This window comes from Enterovibrio baiacu, assembly GCF_004120195.1.
In the GTDB taxonomy this organism is placed as follows: Bacteria; Pseudomonadota; Gammaproteobacteria; order Enterobacterales; family Vibrionaceae; genus Enterovibrio; species Enterovibrio baiacui.
In genome coordinates, this window is sequence record NZ_SCHN01000006.1 from 245035 (window position 1) to 262437 (window position 17403).

Annotated in this window: 17 protein-coding genes; 11 read left to right on the forward strand and 6 right to left on the reverse strand. The window is 48.2% G+C overall.

Features of this window, described 5'->3' with window-relative positions:
- The first annotated feature begins 23 nt into the window (after positions 1-23).
- Positions 24-902 (forward strand): LysR substrate-binding domain-containing protein, encoded by an 879-nt coding sequence (locus EQP46_RS03705; protein WP_129492356.1) that lies wholly within the window; start codon positions 24-26, stop codon positions 900-902.
- On the opposite strand, the gene EQP46_RS03710 is transcribed toward EQP46_RS03705, so the two are convergent.
- Positions 899-1786, reverse strand: a complete 888-nt coding sequence (locus EQP46_RS03710) for a DMT family transporter (RefSeq protein ID WP_129492357.1) — start codon at positions 1784-1786, stop codon at positions 899-901. The two genes, EQP46_RS03705 and EQP46_RS03710, sit on opposite strands and share 4 nt — an antisense overlap.
- 235 nt (positions 1787-2021) lie before the next feature.
- On the opposite strand from EQP46_RS03710, the gene EQP46_RS03715 reads away from it, so the two are divergent.
- Both EQP46_RS03715 and corA read left to right on the forward strand, forming a co-directional pair.
- Entirely contained in the window at positions 2022-2792 is a 771-nt protein-coding gene (locus EQP46_RS03715; RefSeq protein ID WP_129492358.1) for a transporter substrate-binding domain-containing protein, read from the forward strand.
- A gap of 240 nt (positions 2793-3032) precedes the next feature.
- Complete coding sequence (gene corA, locus EQP46_RS03720) at positions 3033-3989, forward strand: magnesium/cobalt transporter CorA (RefSeq protein ID WP_129492359.1); 957 nt, start codon at positions 3033-3035, stop codon at positions 3987-3989.
- 31 nt (positions 3990-4020) lie between these two features.
- On the opposite strand, the gene EQP46_RS03725 is transcribed toward corA, so the two are convergent.
- The 5 genes from EQP46_RS03725 to EQP46_RS03745 all read right to left on the reverse strand — a co-directional run bounded on the left by EQP46_RS03725 (position 4021) and on the right by EQP46_RS03745 (position 8766).
- A complete protein-coding gene (locus EQP46_RS03725; protein WP_161972837.1) occupies positions 4021-5853 on the reverse strand; it encodes a hypothetical protein in 1833 nt (610 codons plus the stop codon).
- Complete coding sequence (locus EQP46_RS03730) at positions 5834-6931, reverse strand: redoxin domain-containing protein (protein ID WP_129492361.1); 1098 nt, start codon at positions 6929-6931, stop codon at positions 5834-5836. Before EQP46_RS03730 ends, EQP46_RS03725 begins: the two co-directional genes overlap by 20 nt.
- 211 nt (positions 6932-7142) lie before the next feature.
- Complete coding sequence (locus EQP46_RS03735; protein WP_129492362.1) at positions 7143-7622, reverse strand: Sbal_3080 family lipoprotein; 480 nt, start codon at positions 7620-7622, stop codon at positions 7143-7145.
- Between the two features lie 170 nt (positions 7623-7792).
- Positions 7793-8332 carry an isochorismatase family protein gene (locus EQP46_RS03740; RefSeq protein ID WP_129492363.1) on the reverse strand — a complete coding sequence of 180 codons (540 nt, stop codon included), beginning with the start codon at positions 8330-8332 and terminating at the stop codon, positions 7793-7795.
- 26 nt (positions 8333-8358) lie between these two features.
- Positions 8359-8766 carry a GNAT family N-acetyltransferase gene (locus EQP46_RS03745; protein WP_129492364.1) on the reverse strand — a complete coding sequence of 136 codons (408 nt, stop codon included), beginning with the start codon at positions 8764-8766 and terminating at the stop codon, positions 8359-8361.
- A 322-nt stretch (positions 8767-9088) separates the two neighbouring features.
- Between EQP46_RS03745 and EQP46_RS03750 the strand changes: the two genes are divergently transcribed.
- The 8 genes from EQP46_RS03750 (at position 9089) to rbsB (ending at position 17379) form a co-directional block, all read left to right on the forward strand.
- Entirely contained in the window at positions 9089-9619 is a 531-nt protein-coding gene (locus EQP46_RS03750) for a YbhB/YbcL family Raf kinase inhibitor-like protein (protein ID WP_129492563.1), read from the forward strand.
- A gap of 40 nt (positions 9620-9659) precedes the next feature.
- Positions 9660-10430 carry a helix-turn-helix transcriptional regulator gene (locus tag EQP46_RS03755; protein ID WP_129492365.1) on the forward strand — a complete coding sequence of 257 codons (771 nt, stop codon included), beginning with the start codon at positions 9660-9662 and terminating at the stop codon, positions 10428-10430.
- A 340-nt stretch (positions 10431-10770) separates the two neighbouring features.
- A complete protein-coding gene (locus tag EQP46_RS03760) occupies positions 10771-11205 on the forward strand; it encodes a flagellar protein FlgN (protein ID WP_129492366.1) in 435 nt (144 codons plus the stop codon).
- Between the two features lie 297 nt (positions 11206-11502).
- Positions 11503-13125: a hypothetical protein gene (locus tag EQP46_RS03765; protein ID WP_129492367.1), complete on the forward strand. Its 1623-nt coding sequence runs from the start codon at positions 11503-11505 to the stop codon at positions 13123-13125.
- Between the two features lie 331 nt (positions 13126-13456).
- Positions 13457-13876 (forward strand): D-ribose pyranase, encoded by a 420-nt coding sequence (rbsD, locus tag EQP46_RS03770; protein WP_129492368.1) that lies wholly within the window; start codon positions 13457-13459, stop codon positions 13874-13876.
- Positions 13877-13898: 22 nt separating this feature from the next.
- Positions 13899-15404, forward strand: a complete 1506-nt coding sequence (gene rbsA, locus EQP46_RS03775; protein ID WP_129492369.1) for a ribose ABC transporter ATP-binding protein RbsA — start codon at positions 13899-13901, stop codon at positions 15402-15404.
- Positions 15401-16387 carry a ribose ABC transporter permease gene (rbsC, locus tag EQP46_RS03780; protein ID WP_129492370.1) on the forward strand — a complete coding sequence of 329 codons (987 nt, stop codon included), beginning with the start codon at positions 15401-15403 and terminating at the stop codon, positions 16385-16387. The genes rbsA and rbsC overlap by 4 nt, the downstream gene beginning before the upstream one ends.
- A 110-nt stretch (positions 16388-16497) precedes the next feature.
- Positions 16498-17379, forward strand: coding sequence for a ribose ABC transporter substrate-binding protein RbsB (gene rbsB / locus EQP46_RS03785; protein WP_129492371.1), 882 nt, complete (start codon positions 16498-16500; stop codon positions 17377-17379).
- Positions 17380-17403: the final 24 nt, after the last annotated feature.

The window sequence follows — 17403 nt, forward strand, 5'->3', positions numbered from 1 at the left end:
AAATTTTTAATGCATGACATCTTATGAATCATCAATCTCTTCTGCGGAATTTGCATACCTTCAGTTCAGCCGCAAGAACACTGAGTTTTACTGAGACGGCAACAGAGCTCCACCTCACTCAAGGCGCGGTCAGTCACAGGATAAAAGTGTTGGAAAAAGAATTGGGGTTTAACCTGTTTGTCAGGCGAACACGCAAGTTGGCGCTCACAGAGGAAGGTGAGAAGTTTCAAGCAACCTTGTCTAAATCACTGAATTCTATCTTCAGCGAAATTGATAACATTCGAACAACTGAACTGTCTGGCGAACTCACCCTTGCCACATCGCCGGGCATTGCCAACGAATGGCTGATTCCTCGATTAGCCGACTTCAAAGCGAAGTATCCCAAGTTCAACCTCAATATCATTACGAATGATGTCGAGCTCGATTTTGATGTGCATGCCATCGACATCGCAATCTACTTTGGAGACCATGAAAGACCAAACATGCACAGCAAACGGATGTTTGGTGAAAAATACATACCGGTTTGCACGCCGGGTTATGCTAAAAACCACCGTCTCTTTGAAGATGGGTTAGCTTCTTTGCAGCGCGTCAATTTTCTCTATGCAAAAAAATCGACAGCTTGGAAACGGTGGGCAAAACAACACAAGGTCGCCATAGATACCCACAATCAATTCATGACACTCAGCCACCAAGACATGGCGGTCACCTGCGCTCGAAATGGATTAGGTGTTGCCATGGGTCGCTATCGTTTCGTGAAGGATGCCCTAGAATCCGGCGAGCTTGTTGCGCCCTATCCCGCCATGGAGACACAAAGATGCCATAGCATTTTGTGTCCACAAGGCACAGAAAACCGCCCAAAAGTCCGAACGTTTCTCCAATGGGTAGACAGTCAGCTTGCTTAATTGAGCTTGCGGCGAAGGTAATGCCTGAGTGGCTGACTACCGCGGTAGATAAGCAAAGACAGCAGAATCATTGAACAGCCCGCTATCTTATGAGCAGGCATGGCTTCGTGATACCACACCACGCTCAGCACTACAGTCCAGACAGGCTCTAAGATCATGATGATGGCCGCATTTGCCGCATTCGCGCCTTTTTGCCCAAAGGTTTGCAGCAAATAGCGCAAACTCGTCGCCACCACCACACTCAATGTGAACCAACCCCAAATCGCAGGAGGTATTACGTCAGGCCAGGTTTCGACACACAGCGACACCAATGAAGCAATCACGCCCGTCGTAAACAGCTGAACACAGGTGAGCACCAAGGTCGGGATCCGCTTCGCGTAGCGGCTGTTCACGTTAAAGTGGATAGCTAAAAAAACAGCAGCCAGCAGGAACCAAATCTGACTGGGCGACAGTTGCCAACCCACACCACCCAACGACAAAAGCGCCAAACCAGCAACCGCGATCGGCATGGATACCCAGAAAATTCGCGGCGGTGTTTGTTTAAAGAGTCCCCACGCGACCAAAGGCACGATCAGCATGGAAAGGCTCATGATGAATGCCCCTTCCCCCAGCGATGTGCTCACTGACATGGCGAAGATCCAGAACAGCAAGGCCCCAGACAATAAACTGCCAACGCCCGATGCACGCACTAAGTCGCCCCTATCAACGCGCTTCAAACTGCCAATACAAAACGGCAGCAAGCAGATAGACGCAAACAAAAAGCGAAGACCAATAAAACCAAACGGAGGCAAACCCTGTATCGCCTCCTTAGAGAAGATCCATCCCCACGCAGCCAGCACGGTCACAATCAGCAAAACAAAAGACGCACGTCTTTCAGACAACATCACACACCACATCAAATAGGGAAGGAAAAGCGGCCGCTATTATTCCACTGGAAAAGGAAATTGAACATCACAGTCGGTGAAAAGATCCAAAAACACGCGTCGTTTGAGCTGAAAGTGCCAGCTTACGATCTAAACCTCTTCTCAATAGTTTGACCCTTTTCGCTCAACCATACTGATACGATGAAAATTGGATGCAAGTACAAGCAAACTTGTGCGAAAACAAAAGGGACGAACAATGAAAAAAGCACTCCTTATCGCCACGATGGGTCTAAGTGGATTAGGCCTTTCAGGCATTGCGAACGCAGATCAGTTGGAAGATATTCAAGAAGCAGGCGTTATCCGAGTAGGTACCACGGGTGATTACAAACCGTTTTCATTTTACGACGGTAACACGTTTTCAGGTTATGACATTGATGTGGCACAGCACCTTGCCGACCAGCTTGGCGTGAAACTTGAGTTGGTTCAAACCACATGGAAAGGCTTGGTGAGCAACCTTCAAGAAGACAAATACGACATCGCCATGGGCGGTATTACACGCCGTATGTCTCGCCAATTGGCAGCAGAGCAAACGCAAGGCTATATGGTGTTTGGCAAATGCTTCTTGGTGGCAAAAGGTAACGTTGAAAAATTCAATTCACTGGAAGAAGTGAACAAAGCCTCGGTTCGCGTTGGCGTAAACATTGGCGGCACCAATGAAAAGTTCGCAGATAAAAACCTGCCTAATGCAACGTTTACCCGCTACGAAAACAACCTTGATGTACCGAAAGCCGTGGCTGCCGGTGATGTTGATGTCATGGTGACTGAAACGCCAGAAGGGATGTTCTATGAAGTGACTGACGCGCGTTTAGAAGCGGCACGTTGTGACGAACCCTTCACCCGCAGTCAATTCGGTTATCTCATTCCAAAAGGCGAACAGCGTTTACTGAACACCGTGAATTTCGTCATGGATGAAATGGTGCTTAAAGGTGTTGCTGAAGAACTCATGCAGAAGAACTCTCTCAAGTAAGTTCGCACTAACTGCACAAAGCTGTGCAAAGCTATACAAAGCGCACATCCTCCCCTGCCTCAAGGGGAGGATGATTCCTTCTTAACCCACTTTCACACTACTTCTTCAAATATTCGACAATAAGCCACCCGGTGACTTGAAGGTTTTCTATATTCACTACCACACTGTTAGTGAGCACTTCTCGATTGAAAGCCACTTCACGCCAGACCAAGCCGATCCAATCCAAACGAGGGAGGCGACATGCTGCGTTTTTTTACCATTGATGCTGGGCTCATCACTGAAATACATGCCTATGATTACGACGACATGAATCTGCTCGTCGAAAAAGCAGCCTGGATTGACGCCCACGCTCCCAGCGAGCACGAAAGAGACGTTATTAGCTCACTTCTCAGCATTGAATTGCCCGAATCTGACGATGTTGATGAAATCGAATCCTCTGCACGTTTCTTCCTCGACAAACGTGGCCTTCATGTTCACTCTTTGTTCCTCGCGAAAAGCGAAGGCAAACACAACACTGTGTCGGTTGCCTGCATCTTACAAAGCAAACGACTCATCACGATCCGCGACGGGGATATTGCCGATTTTCGTTTATTGAGACTGAGGGCGCGCCGAGGTCAGATTCGTTGCAAAGATATCGAAACGCTATTGCTAACGATCTTGGAACAGAAGGTCGAAAACCATGCAGATATGTTGGAAGATTTGCATCGTGAGCTAGAGAAAATCAGTCATGCCGTGTTAGAAGATGACGATTCCGATCTTGAAGAATGCATCAGCCAATTGGCTCGCCAAGAGGATAGCAACGGCAAGGTTCGGTTGTGCTTGATGGATACGCAGCGCGCCATTTCATTCTTGCTGCGCCACCTTCAATCTCGCAGTGAACACAGAGAAGATCTGAACGAAATCGTGCGCGACATTGACGCCCTGCTCTCTCACACCACTTTCTTGTTCGACAAAATCAACTTCTTGATGGACTCCACGCAAGGCTTCATCAACATCGAACAAAACCAGATCATCAAAATCTTCTCGATCGCCGCTGTCGTCTTTCTTCCACCCACGGTTATCGCCAGTATCTACGGCATGAACTTTGAAAACATGCCGCTGCTGTCGTGGCACTATGGATACCCTTTTGCCCTGTGCTTAATGGTGGCATCAGGCATCGCACCGTTGCTGTATTTCAAGCGGAAGGGGTGGTTGTAATCCTAATGAGATCGACGGTGGAGACAGACAGCTAAAACAAGCCCTCAACTTGATTAAGCAATGATCGCCCACCGTCTAACCAGTCGGATTTATTGGCGTTATGTTCAGCCAATGCTGCCGGATAACTGTCCTCAACCGAATGACCCAACGTTGGATTTAGGTACAGAGCCAGCCAGATCAAATCCGAGTGTTCAGGCTCACCATTGTCATCAACATTTGTCGAGACTTGATACTGTGATTGCACTGACGAAACGTCTTCAACACTCGGCGTTTTTTCAACCAGGAGGCGCATTAGCTCGTCAGGTATTTCATTCGAAAATAGAACACGAAATGCTGCCTTGGCATAAGAATCAAACAACGCTTCATCATCTAAATGGGCTGAAAACTCGATTGAAATGTGCCTTTTCATTTCAGCCGATGTGCTGGAAAGAATTCGTAAAATGCGCGCCTGTTTCTCAATGTCTCGATCGGTATCGGGTAAGAAAGGAAAAGAGCTTATGCTATAGAGATCCAACCAATATAAGTGACTAAGTTGGCGTGCGGTTTGCTCGCTTATTGCGGGTTGATGCTTTTCAATTTCACTCAGAATATCTGCAGCAGCATATCGAGATTCCGAGGCCAGATTTAATCTCGCGGCAAGCACGTTAGGGTCAGCCACTGTCATGCTATCACGCAATGTCCGGCTCTTCTTAGCGTGGTTCTTCGCGAGATATTCATAATCAACCTGAGACACCTTTTGGTCTTCATACCAACGTTGATAGATGTTGAACGGTGGAGCAGAACAACGCATCGCCGCGCTTTTCATCATAGGTGAGTAATCACGATAAAAGCGTTCTATATTTTCATGCCAATCCGTAACTTCAAAACTATCGGCATCATGACAAAACGCAGAAAGCTGCCTATTGGCCAATCTATCTATTTCTGCTTGCTGTTCAACCGTATAAGCTTCATCGTCCTTCACACAATCCAGCACACTCTGGCTATTTTCTGTCGATTCGATTGCCGAGGTATAAGACAGCACAGCACTCGGCGACTCTCCACTCTTGGAAGCAACGACCTGACACACAAGACTGACTAATGCTGTCGTTTGATTTTCCGAATAGTTTTTACCGTTTTTTAATGCCACGTTTGCGCGTTCTAATTGCTCGGACTCCCAATCAGGGTTTTGCCACTGAGCGAAGTGAACAACTTCAGAAACGAATAAATGAAACGGACTATCATCAGGAAGTGTTGGCAACGCCGTATACAACGCTTCCACAATGTTTGCGTTGTCATCACGAGAGGCTGACTGAACAAACACACGATTTATAAGTTGGCTGGAGTCAATGGATACACTGGCATTCAGCGATTCATCAAAGGTCACGTCCAATAATAAACCACTACGTTGATCATATTCGGTGCTAAACAAAAACAGATCGTCTTTTGAAAATGTAGCCACATCAATGGTGTAAGAAGACATGGCGTTAAACAAAACGAACGGTAGAACGATGATGCATACTGGAGAGTGCCCACAGCCAGACCCACCACCGCCTCTTTTTTGCTCAAACGACGTTATTGCCAACGCTAATCCGTGTTGTTTTGCATACGATTCGGCATCTGAAAGCTGAAGAGGAATGTTGAAATCCGTCTCGTAAACCACGGTTTTATTGTGTGAGATTACCTCGCTCACGCTTGGTTCGATAAGACTAAAATCATCGATAAATGCATTGCTGCTGGCAAAGACATTTACCGCGTAAACCAAAGAAAGTCCGAAAGAAGCAAGCGTCGAAAAACAGAGCTTCATGCCCCGAGAAAATACATTTTTGCTCACCAAGAACAAGATCCAACCTCCTAGGAAGGAAAACTCACGCATCGTTTGTTTCAATAAATTGCCTGTTCTCTTCGCGAATAGCTGCGGCGGCGTCATCATACAAGAACGGGAGAAACGCGTAGCGAGAGCCTTTGGTGACCATCTTTGCTTCGTGAAGTAGCGAGCAAGAAAACACACATGCGCCGCCTGCGGGCACAACATAGCGTTGACGGCCAAATTCAGGAAAGCTGAGCTCTCCGCCTTCGTATTCATCCGTATTGAGGTTTATTGAAACCGCAAAGCGTCGATGTGCTGTGCCTTTAGTTGTGTTGTCACGATGGGCGCGAAAATGCCCAGAGGTTGCACTGTCATAGCAAGCAACAATGTAGCGTTCGATTCTCGTGGTATTGAATTGAAAGGCTTTTTGAATTTCAGGTAACAGGCGAAACTTCATTCGCATCATGCAGGCTTCACGCAAGGCTTGATCGTCGATCACCTCATCACTTCGGCGCTTATGTTTGTGGTTCTCAACATAAACGGTTTTGCCGCCAATTTCCTGCATATAGCCAGACTCTTGACCGCCCCTTTCGTCATAAAATTTGATCAGTTCTCGGCAAAAAGCCGGTTCAAAAACGCGAGGAACAATAAGCACAGGTGCTGGAATATCAGCGATGGCGCTAGGCTTCAGGGTCGGTAAATTCGAGACTACCGAAAGTACCTTCGCGACGTGCGTCTCACCAAACTGCGACGGAGACACAGCAATGTTGGCAACAATACGAAGGCGCTCATCCAATACATATGTTTGTGGTAAAGGCGTACCTTGCGCATTCACCGCACCGTATTTTGCACTCACCTGCTTATTGAAATCTTGAAACAGGTGCACGCCTAAAGCGCGACCATCAAAGTGCGGTTCCGAGCCGTCGCTGGGATCAGTTGTCACACCAAAAAACGAACACGAAAACGCATCGAAAGTATCTTCAAATTGAAAGAAGGCATCCACGGTTTTTCGGCAAATATCCTGCGTCAAAGAACCGAAAAAGTGCAGCACAATGTAACGCCCTGCGACCGTATGAAATTTGAATTTAGGGCTTTGCGGGGAGCGGCACTCAAACCATGGTGCGGGCTCACCAAGCCTCGGCTTTTTAATATTCATAACGCATAAACCTAGGTACGAATCAGAGCAAATGACGCCGCGCTTCCTTGCCTTTCAGGTGTTTAAGAAGAAACCTTGGTGCAACGCGCTAGCATGTGTATCTGCGTACTTTATTCAAAGAGGAGGATAAGATCTGTCTGAGGCTTGAGAGTGGAGTGCATTGAGGAATATAGACTCGAAAGCCGAACAACGTTCGGCTCCTATTTAGGGCTTACTTTGTTGCGCTAGATTTAGATGAGTTAGCGGCTTTGGTAGCTTCTTCAGGCGTCATCTTCCCAAACAAAGCATCCATCATGTAATTGATTCTTGTTTCAGCAACACCAAACTTACTTGGATTTGCAGTATATGGAACTTTGAAAGTAACTTCGCCAACTCTCTGACCATCTTTGAACGCATTGATCTCTGCATTCTTCAGATATAGGGCCAAGTCCCACCCCCAATGACCTTCGTATTCCAATGTCAATTTGGAAAGATCATGCTTAGACTTGTCAGGTACAACACTGTAAGTGTAATTATGCCTGTCAAGCCAGTTTTCCATTGTATCTAAGAACCCAGGTCGGGTTTCTGCATCTTGTACTATTACGACTTCAGGCTTTTCGCTTACATCCGGAATTGCTGTACCTAAATATCTTGGCGAACCACACCCAACTAAAAACACTGACAATACAATTGAAAAAAGAACTCTTTTCACTACTAATACTTCCTATAAATATCGAATTTCAAGATTTATCGAGCAGAATTATATAGTTTTTCACTGATAAAATTCGCAACTTAAAATCGAAAATAGTTATTCTTGATCAATAAGATAGAAGCTTTTAGAGTTTGGGTTTATTTAGGATTAGGCTACTTTGTGTTAATTGATCACTTCACCAACCCAAGCACTGTTTTGAATCCATCAGCTCGGCAATCTTCCACCAGCTCGTAAAGGCACATTTCGAGGCCAGTGATACCGATGCCTTCCGAGGAAAGCCTTGAGATAGCGAGGTGCGTATTTTCTGGGGCGCGGGAAGAAACACAATCTTGAACCAGTTCGACCGTGCAGCCGAGTTGGTGAAGATGTTGAGCGGTTTGGTAAACGCAGATGTGCGCTTCAATGCCGCAAATGAGCCAAGTGGTCACATTGGCGTGTTTTATCGCTTCAAGAAAAGCAGGGGCTTTGCAGGCGTCAAAGGTGAACTTAGGAATGGCGGGGTTACCCGCTAACAGCGCTTGAAGCTCATCGACCGTCGAACCGAGTCGTTCAGGGTTTTGCTCAACCGAAACAATCGGTAGACCCAAGGCCTGAGCACCTTTCACCAGCTTCATAGTGTTAGCGATCAACGTATCACTGTCATGCACCAATTGCGCGAGTTTACCTTGCACATCCACCACAATCAGGCCTGTGTTTTCACGGTCTAGCATGTTGCCGCCCTTCCTTCGTTGTTCTGTTACCGACAATTAATACCCATGAGTTTTTGGCTGGTTGAAAAGCCATACTTTTCATACAGCGTGTGTGCATCATCTGTCGCGAGCATCACTAATTGCCCTTTCCAGCGCGTATCATTCACCACTGTCTCCACCAACCATTTCCCCAATCCTTGCCCACGATAATCGGGGTCAATAATGACATCTGCCACATACGCAAATGTACTGTAATCCGTTACGACACGCGCGAAGCCCACAAGGTTCTCGCGATCAAACAAAGAGAAACATTCAGAGTGCTCGATGGACCGCTCAATGGTGTCTGTATCACGGTCATGTGCCCAGTAAGAGCCGGCGAGCAACGTCTTTAAACGCATCACATCCACATTGCTTTTTTCATTGCTGATCGAAAACCTTTCGCTATTGCTGGTCATCCTTTTCCTTCTGCTTGCAACGCCGTATATACCCAAACAACCTGAAGATGCTCGAAGCTTAAAAAAACCATACCAGAAACGCTGAATTAAGTGCGCGTTTCCACGCGGTTTGTCGCGCTCTCATGTCGAATTTGCCGAGGACTTAACGAAAAACCGAATGGGAAAAACCGCGTTCACCAACGTTCACTTTCGTTCAGCCTCTCGATAAATAACACTAAAGCTCAAACAAGCCATTACAATTCAAATATTGAGCCTCAATGTTCATTTTGGCGCATGACTTCTTCATACACTGACTCTCGTTCACTTACTGAGGAGAAGCATGATGAAAACAAAACTCTTGGTCGCACTGCTTGCAGCAACGTCTTTTGCAAGTTCCGCCATGACACTCACCAGCCAAGATATTCAAGAAGGCTCGCGTATGGCGAATACGTTTGCCTATAACGGTTTTGGCTGCACAGGAGACAACCTTTCTCCACAGCTAAGCTGGAGCGATGCGCCAGAAGGCACCAAAAGCTTTGCGATCACCGCGTTTGACCCTGATGCGCCAACAGGCAGCGGTTGGTGGCACTGGGTCGCATTGGATATTCCTGCGTCCACACACAGCGTAAAACGCGGTGCATCAGGTGACATTAAAGGCGCGAAAGAAATGGGGAACGATTACGGCGCAACAGGCTTTGGCGGCGCGTGTCCACCCAAAGGTCATGGCATGCACCGCTACCAATTCACGGTGTGGGCGTTACCTTCTGAAACCCTAGGTTTGCCAGAAAAACCATCAAACGCGCTCATCGGCTACATGCTAAATAGTTCGGCTCTCGACAAAGCCACGCTTACCGCAACGTTTGTCACTGAGTAAATCGACATAAGAACGAAAACAGGTAACGAGACGGAAACGTATGACAAGACTCTTGGTGCAGACTGGCCAATTTCGTGGCACGCAAAGCCAGCCCCTTCGGAATGTGCTGATTCATGCACCGACCATTGTTTGGGTACATCGCGGTCACAAACAATTGTGGTGGCACGATGCACCCCACCGTTATACACCGTCTGACTGGTTGGTTGTGCCAGCCAGTCATTACCTGACGTTTGTAAACGAGCCAGACCAATCTCAATTCTTTTCGCGCACCATGACGTTTCATGAAGCGCCTCCCGCCGAATGGATTCAGGCCTCTGCTGATAAAGCACCTCATGCCGAACTGCGGGTACAGGTGACACCGCAACTGAATTATTGCTTTAACACCTTGTTCGACATGTCAGAAAAAGCCCTCTCACAGGACACACAACGGCAATTCCTTTTGGGTTTTTATGCTGAACTCAAACACGTTGGCGCACTGCATTTATTGTTTCCAGGGGAAGGGAAAAGCGTGCGAGAGCGCTTGGCGAGTTATCTCAGTATCAACCCTGGCGAAGCGCATCATATTGAAACCGTCGCCAATCATTTCTCCATGAGTCGCGCGACCATGGTGCGCAAACTGAATGCGGAAAATACCTCGTTCCGCCAAGTGCTCACGCATGTGAGAATGAATTACGCCTTGAGCTTGATGCAATCTTCCCGCTCGCAATTGGATGTCGCACTCACGTGCGGCTACCAATCTGAAGCGCGATTCGCGAGCCGATTCAAACAAGAGTTCGGCCTCACACCTCGCCAGTATCTCAAAACACTCTAAGAAGGGCTGCTGCCCTTAATCCCATGATTTATTGATGCAAGTTGGCATTTCTGGTTTTTTCCCCTCGAATTGATAGCAACAGTTCGAGTACAACTCAGGGTCTGTACCAGAGCAACCTGAAGACGCTTGCTGAATCCTGCCTCTTTACGTTGTTTGGGTATATACTTAGCTGTATGAAACACCAGCAATATATTGGACGCCTTTCAACGCGATGGATTCGCACCACTACTCGCAAGCAAGACTGTTTTGCTGCGCAACGTCTCAAGCCTCACTTCGCTGACGTTCTTCAATGTGTATGACGTTAAATGAGATAAACAGGCACTGAGCATAAGGAACAACCATGGAATCAGCCGCACCTCAACGCATTCAATATTTTCTTCGTTCAATGAGTAACGACATTAAGGCCTACAACAAACTGCTGTCTCTGTTAAAGCAACAACAAAGCCTTTATACCGAGCGCGACAGCAAAGCGATTGAAGCGAACATCCGCCTACAAGCGCCACTTCTTCAACAACTACGCCGCACCTCAAAAGAACGCATGGAGTGCTTAATCTCGTTAGGTTTACCTGCCAATGAAGAAGGCGTTTCACAACTGATGCGCGAACTGCCAGAAAAGATCGCAGCACAAGCAAACCTTCAGTGGACGAGCCTTCACCAGCTCATTCTGGAGTGCCAAGCGTACAGTGCAAACGACGGACACGAGTCTGCCACCTTCCACGAACTTGCGCGCCAAATGACACAAACAGACACACCGCAACAAGCCAGCTCCCTCTAATTTTGAAAGCCCGTGGCAACCACGGGCTTTTTTATTGCTTCCCCCCAAAATCCTCCTCGCCCCGTAATCACTGCGTCACCAGCATCCTGAAAAAAAAACGTAAGTATCATTTCTAAAGCATCAAATGAGCAGGTTCCAATATGTAAAACAGTGCATTTGTTTTATGTTTAACAAGTCTCCCAATTAAGACGAAATACCACATCTTTAAAGGGGAAAATTCACGCGCACCTTCCGCTACAACTATAAAAATTCAAACACGGAGGGGCATTTAATGTGAATTAATGCATGGAGATTCGAATGAATTACAAACTACAAGGCCTGGCACTGGCATTAGGCTTATCTGTAGCAGGGCAAGCTGCTGCGACCTGCTATGGTAATGTGTATTCTATGAATGCTGGCCGTGGTCACGTGGGGATGTTCCTTGATATCCAGGACGATAAGAAAGTCACAACGGCTTATAATGGCGAGCGCTCTCCTCTCGTTTCTCGCGCACTGTTTAGTGCTGCGGCGATGTCATACGACGAAGCAACAAACCGCACTTATTACGTGAGTTCGCCTATTCCAACGCGCTACCACGTTACAGACTACGAAAACTCAACGACAGATGCAGAACAGAAAAGTTTAGATCTTCATGCATCCCAAGTGGAGGCCATTCAGCTTGCCTACTATGATCACGCAACTGAACAACATGTTCTAGCTGGTCAACTCGCGAAAGAACTGTTCCGAATGGCGTTCAACCCAGCGACAGGCGAACTGTATGCATCGGATCGCCTCAAACTTTACAAATTGGATGTGAACACCTTAGCGCTCGAAGAAGTTGGCGCTTTCCCTTCGGGTGTCGTTGTAGGTGGTTTCACAAACTGGGGTGATTTCATTTTCCATGACAATGAGCTACTGTTTGTGACCAACACACGTACCTATGTGGTTGACCCTTCGACAGCTGCACTCACCGTTAAAGCCTTTCACTACACTGATTTCGTGACAGCGGCAACGCACGATCAAAATGGTCAAATCCTTATCGCAGCGAAAAACCAAAATGTAAACGGCAATCTGAACAGCACATGGTTATGGCGTTATAAGCCATCAACAGGCGAAAAAGTGTCCGTAGGCTTGTACCCTGCGCGTATCAGCGCCTTAGCAACAAATACGCAAGAAGCCTATAAGTGTTACGAAGAAACCCTATTTAACAGCGATTTAGATGCCGATGTTACCGATGTGTCCGCATCAGCAAGCACGGTTAACGAAGGACAATCCGTCACATACACAGTGACATTCGATAAAGCCCTACCCAAAGACACTGATGTATTGCTAGCACTGACAAATGGAACGGCAACAATCGGTTCAGACGTCAATGCCAGCGTGGCCATCAATTACGTAGGTGTTGACGGTGATACGACAGCCACACTGACCAGCGATGGAGCTAGCGTCTCAATTCCAGAAGACGCGACGGCCATCGAAGTGACTGTCACAACATTGAAAACTGCGGATTTCGAAAACGCTGAGAACTTTGTGTTTTCGGCATGGACAGAGAACAACAAGAGTGACCAACACTCAGCGACTACAACCATCACAGATACTACCGAAACTGACCTTGCTACCTACATCAAAAATCAAGGTGTGGCATGGCATGGCCACGGTGGCAACTGGGTAACTGGTATTTACGCATTTGCTGTGCCACCGAACCTAACGGTTCAGTTTTATGCGAACGGTTCACCTATCGGTTCACAAAAGAGCACATATGGACAAACGTATAACACCACGGTGTATCTTTCTGGGCCAAGTGTGAATACTGTCATGCAGTTCAATACGCAATTGAGCGCGACAGTTAGAACACCTAGCGGCAGAACCTATACGCTCGGTTATGGTCAGTATTATCAAGACAACTATAACAACCGCCGCGTGTGTGTTGCTTGTCGTTAATAAAGAGCAACATCTTGCGATAACAGGAAGAGGCCACCTGGCCTCTTTTCTTTTTTCGCCACCCTGCCACATAAAACATGCTCACTTCCCCGCAGATTTTCTCCTTTCGCGAATGAGCAGTTAGTGAATTAGCTCAAATTCAGCGCGCAAAATCGCCCCAAATAGCCGATCAAAATCACAACCAGAAACACGAAACAAGATCCATCGAAACGTTTCGATTATCGTTGGCGAAACGTTTCGATGACACCTACATGACGCTGTGCCTTGATGTCTTTAACCAAGAAAAAAGACGACACGTCATCACGAATAACCGACATAACAAGGTTAATACATGAAAAAAAGTACCCTACTGAACGCCGACATTGCCTACCTCACAGGCACTCTTGGTCATACCGATGAAGTGACCATTTGCGATGCTGGCTTACCGATCCCCGAACATGTTCAGCGCATTGATTTGGCACTTACCCATGGCGTTCCGAGCTTCCTAGACACCGTGCGTGTTTACCTGACCGACTCACAGATTGAAGGCATTATCATGGCCGAAGAGTTCGCCACCATCAGCCCTGAATGCCACCAAGCCTTGCTCGAAGCACTCAAGCAGGAAGAACAACGCTGCGGTAAAACCTTCTCCATCCAATACGTTTCCCATGAAGCATTTAAACAGCGCACCAACAACAGTCGCGCCGTGATCCGCACTGGCGAATGCACCCCTTACGCCAATGTGATTTTCCAAACGGGTGTGGTGTTTTAATCCAACGTTCTGAGGACGAAATATGACTCAAGCAATCTTGCAGCTGAACGAGATAGAAAAAGCCTTCCCCGGCGTGAAAGCCTTGGATAAGGCGAGTTTAAATGTCTATCCCGGTCGCGTTATGGCATTGATGGGCGAGAATGGCGCAGGCAAATCCACGCTGATGAAAGCACTGACGGGCATCCATGCGTTGGATGGCGGCAGCATTCATTACCAAGGTCAGTCCGTGGCATTTAAAGGCCCACGCGATTCTCAGCTCGCGGGTATCAGCATCATCCACCAAGAGCTGAACTTGATCCCTCAATTGACCATTGCCGAGAACATTTTTCTTGGCCGCGAATTCACCAGCAAATTTGGTCGTGTTGAATGGGACAAGATGTATGCCGAAGCGGATAAGCTCCTTGCCCGATTGAACGTGAAGCACAGCGCGAAAACCTTGCTCGGTGATTTATCGCTGGGTGAGCAGCAAATGGTAGAAATCGCCAAGGCGCTGTCGTTCGATTCCAATGTCATCATCATGGACGAACCGACCGATGCGCTAACGGACACCGAAACCGAATCGCTGTTTAGCGTGATCAATGAGCTTCGCGACCAAGGCTGCGGGATTGTTTATATCTCCCACCGATTAAAAGAAATCTTCACCATTTGTGACGACGTCACGGTATTGCGCGACGGCCGCTTCATTGGCGAATGCCAAGTGGCAGACATCGACGAAGATCAACTCATCGAAATGATGGTGGGCAGAAAGCTCGATGAACAGTATCCACGCATCGAAGCCACCCATGGTGAAACCAGTTTAGAAGTCATTAATGTCTCTGGCGTTGGGATCAACGACGTGAGCTTCACGCTCAAACGCGGCGAAATTCTTGGCGTATCGGGCTTGATGGGTGCAGGCCGCACTGAGTTGATGAAAGCCATTTATGGCGCACAACCGCTGCACAGCGGCGACATCAAACTCAACGGCAAAATCATAAACCCAATCAGCCCGCGCGATGGCCTTGCCAACGGCATTGCGTACATCTCAGAAGACCGCAAAGGCGACGGTTTAATCCTCGGCCTTTCCGTCAAAGAAAACATGTCGCTGTGTACCCTCGACAAACTGAGCAACGGCGGGCAAATCCGTCACAGTGACGAAGTCATTGCCGTCGATGACTTCATCAAATTATTCAACATCAAAACCCCGACCCGTGAACAATTGATTGGCAACCTCTCCGGGGGCAACCAGCAAAAAGTCGCCATCGCCAAAGGGCTGATGACCAAACCACACGTGTTGATCCTTGATGAACCAACACGCGGCGTGGACGTGGGCGCGAAGAAAGAAATCTACCAACTGATTAACCGATTTAAGGCCGATGGCATGAGCATCATCCTTGTCTCTTCGGATATGCCAGAAGTGCTCGGCATGAGCGACCGCATTATGGTCATGCACCAAGGGCGCATTACTGGCGAATTCATCGCCAAAGACGCCGACCAAGAAACATTACTAGCCTGCGCTGTAGGTAAATACGTTAAGAAGGATGCAGCATGAGTAGCAACCCAGTCGCCCAACCAAACACACAAGCCGACAGCAAAAAGCTGTTTAGCAAAGCGTGGTTGATTGAACAAAAATCTCTGATTGCCTTACTGTTTCTGATTGTTGTTGTGTCGTTTTTAAGTCCGAACTTTTTTACCGTCGACAACATTCTCAACATCCTGCGTCAAACCTCGATTAACGCCATCATTGCCGTCGGCATGACGCTGGTCATCCTCACCGCAGGCATCGATCTGAGCGTCGGCTCTGTGCTTGCCTTGTGTGGTGCCTTTGCTGCCAGCTTGATCGCGATGGAAGTGCCTGTGCTGATTGCCGTGCCAACCGCCCTCTTTGCAGGTGCTGTATTGGGCGCGATCAGCGGCATCATCATCGCCAAAGGCAAGGTGCAAGCCTTCATCGCCACGCTGGTTACCATGACCTTGCTGCGCGGTGTGACCATGGTGTACACCGAAGGTCGCCCTATCTCAACAGGCTTTACTGACACCGCAGATGCGTTTGCATGGTTCGGTACAGGTTACGCGCTGGGCATTCCTGTTCCTGTCTGGTTGATGGTGATTGTGTTCGCGGCGGTGTGGTACTTGCTTAACCACACCCGTTTCGGCCGCTACATCTACGCGCTGGGTGGCAACGAATCTGCAACGCGTCTTTCAGGCATCGACGTCGACAAAGTCAAAATCGGCGCGTACGCCATCTGTGGTCTGCTGGCTGCACTGGCGGGCATCATCGTGACTTCTCGTCTTTCTTCTGCACAGCCAACCGCAGGCATGGGCTACGAGCTTGATGCTATCGCCGCGGTCGTGCTGGGCGGCACCAGCTTGATGGGCGGTAAAGGCCGCATCATGGGTACCTTGATTGGTGCGCTGATCATCGGCTTCTTGAACAACGCCCTGAACCTGCTGGATGTGTCCTCTTACTACCAAATGATTGCCAAAGCCGTCGTGATTTTGCTGGCTGTCATGGTGGATAACAAAAACAAGTAAACCGAAAAACCCATTTTCATTGCAAGACGAAAAACAATCCAAAAACGTGTAGAAAGCGCGCTTGCCGTCCCCGCGACAAGACGCGCAAACAAAAACTAAAGGAAAGTGACATGAAAAAACTCTCAATGCTTATCTCTGCCGCCCTACTTTCATCTACCGCTTCCATGGCAGCTCACGCGCAAGACACCATGGCGATTGTGTTATCTACCCTGAATAACCCTTTCTTCGTGACCATGAAAGACGGCGCAGAAGCCAAAGCACAAGAACTGGGTTACGACCTGATCGTGCTTGATTCTCAAAATGACCCAAGCAAAGAACTGTCAAACGTGGAAGATCTAACGGTTCGCGGCGTGAAAGCAATCCTGATTAACCCAACAGATTCTGCCGCGGTCTCGAACGCCATTCGCATCGCCAACCGTTCTGGCATTCCCGTTCTGACGCTTGACCGCGGTGCAGCACGCGGCGAAGTGGTGAGCCACATTGCTTCCGATAACGTGGCAGGCGGCGAAATGGCCGGCCGTTACATCATGGAAAAAGTGGGCGCAAAAGCGAAAGTCATTCAGCTTGAAGGCATTGCAGGCACCTCTGCTGCGCGTGAGCGTGGTGAAGGCTTCATGAACACCGTCAACAACAGCAACATGGAACTGCTCGCAAGCCAACCGGCGGATTTCGACCGCACTAAAGGTCTGAACGTAATGGAAAACATGCTGGCGGCAAACCCTGATGTGCAAGCAGTGTTCGCACAAAACGATGAGATGGCACTCGGTGCCCTTCGCGCTGTGCAAGCATCAGGCAAAGACGTGCTGATTGTGGGTTTTGATGGCACAGACGACGGCATTGCAGCGGTAAAACGCGGTAAGCTAGGCGCAACCATCGCACAGCAACCAGACATGATTGGCGCAATCGGTGTGGAAGTGGCGGACAAAATGCTGAAGGGCGAAACCGTGCGTAAATCTATCCCTGTGCCATTGAAGGTGATTACACAGGAATAATCGCTGACGCGATATTCGAACATT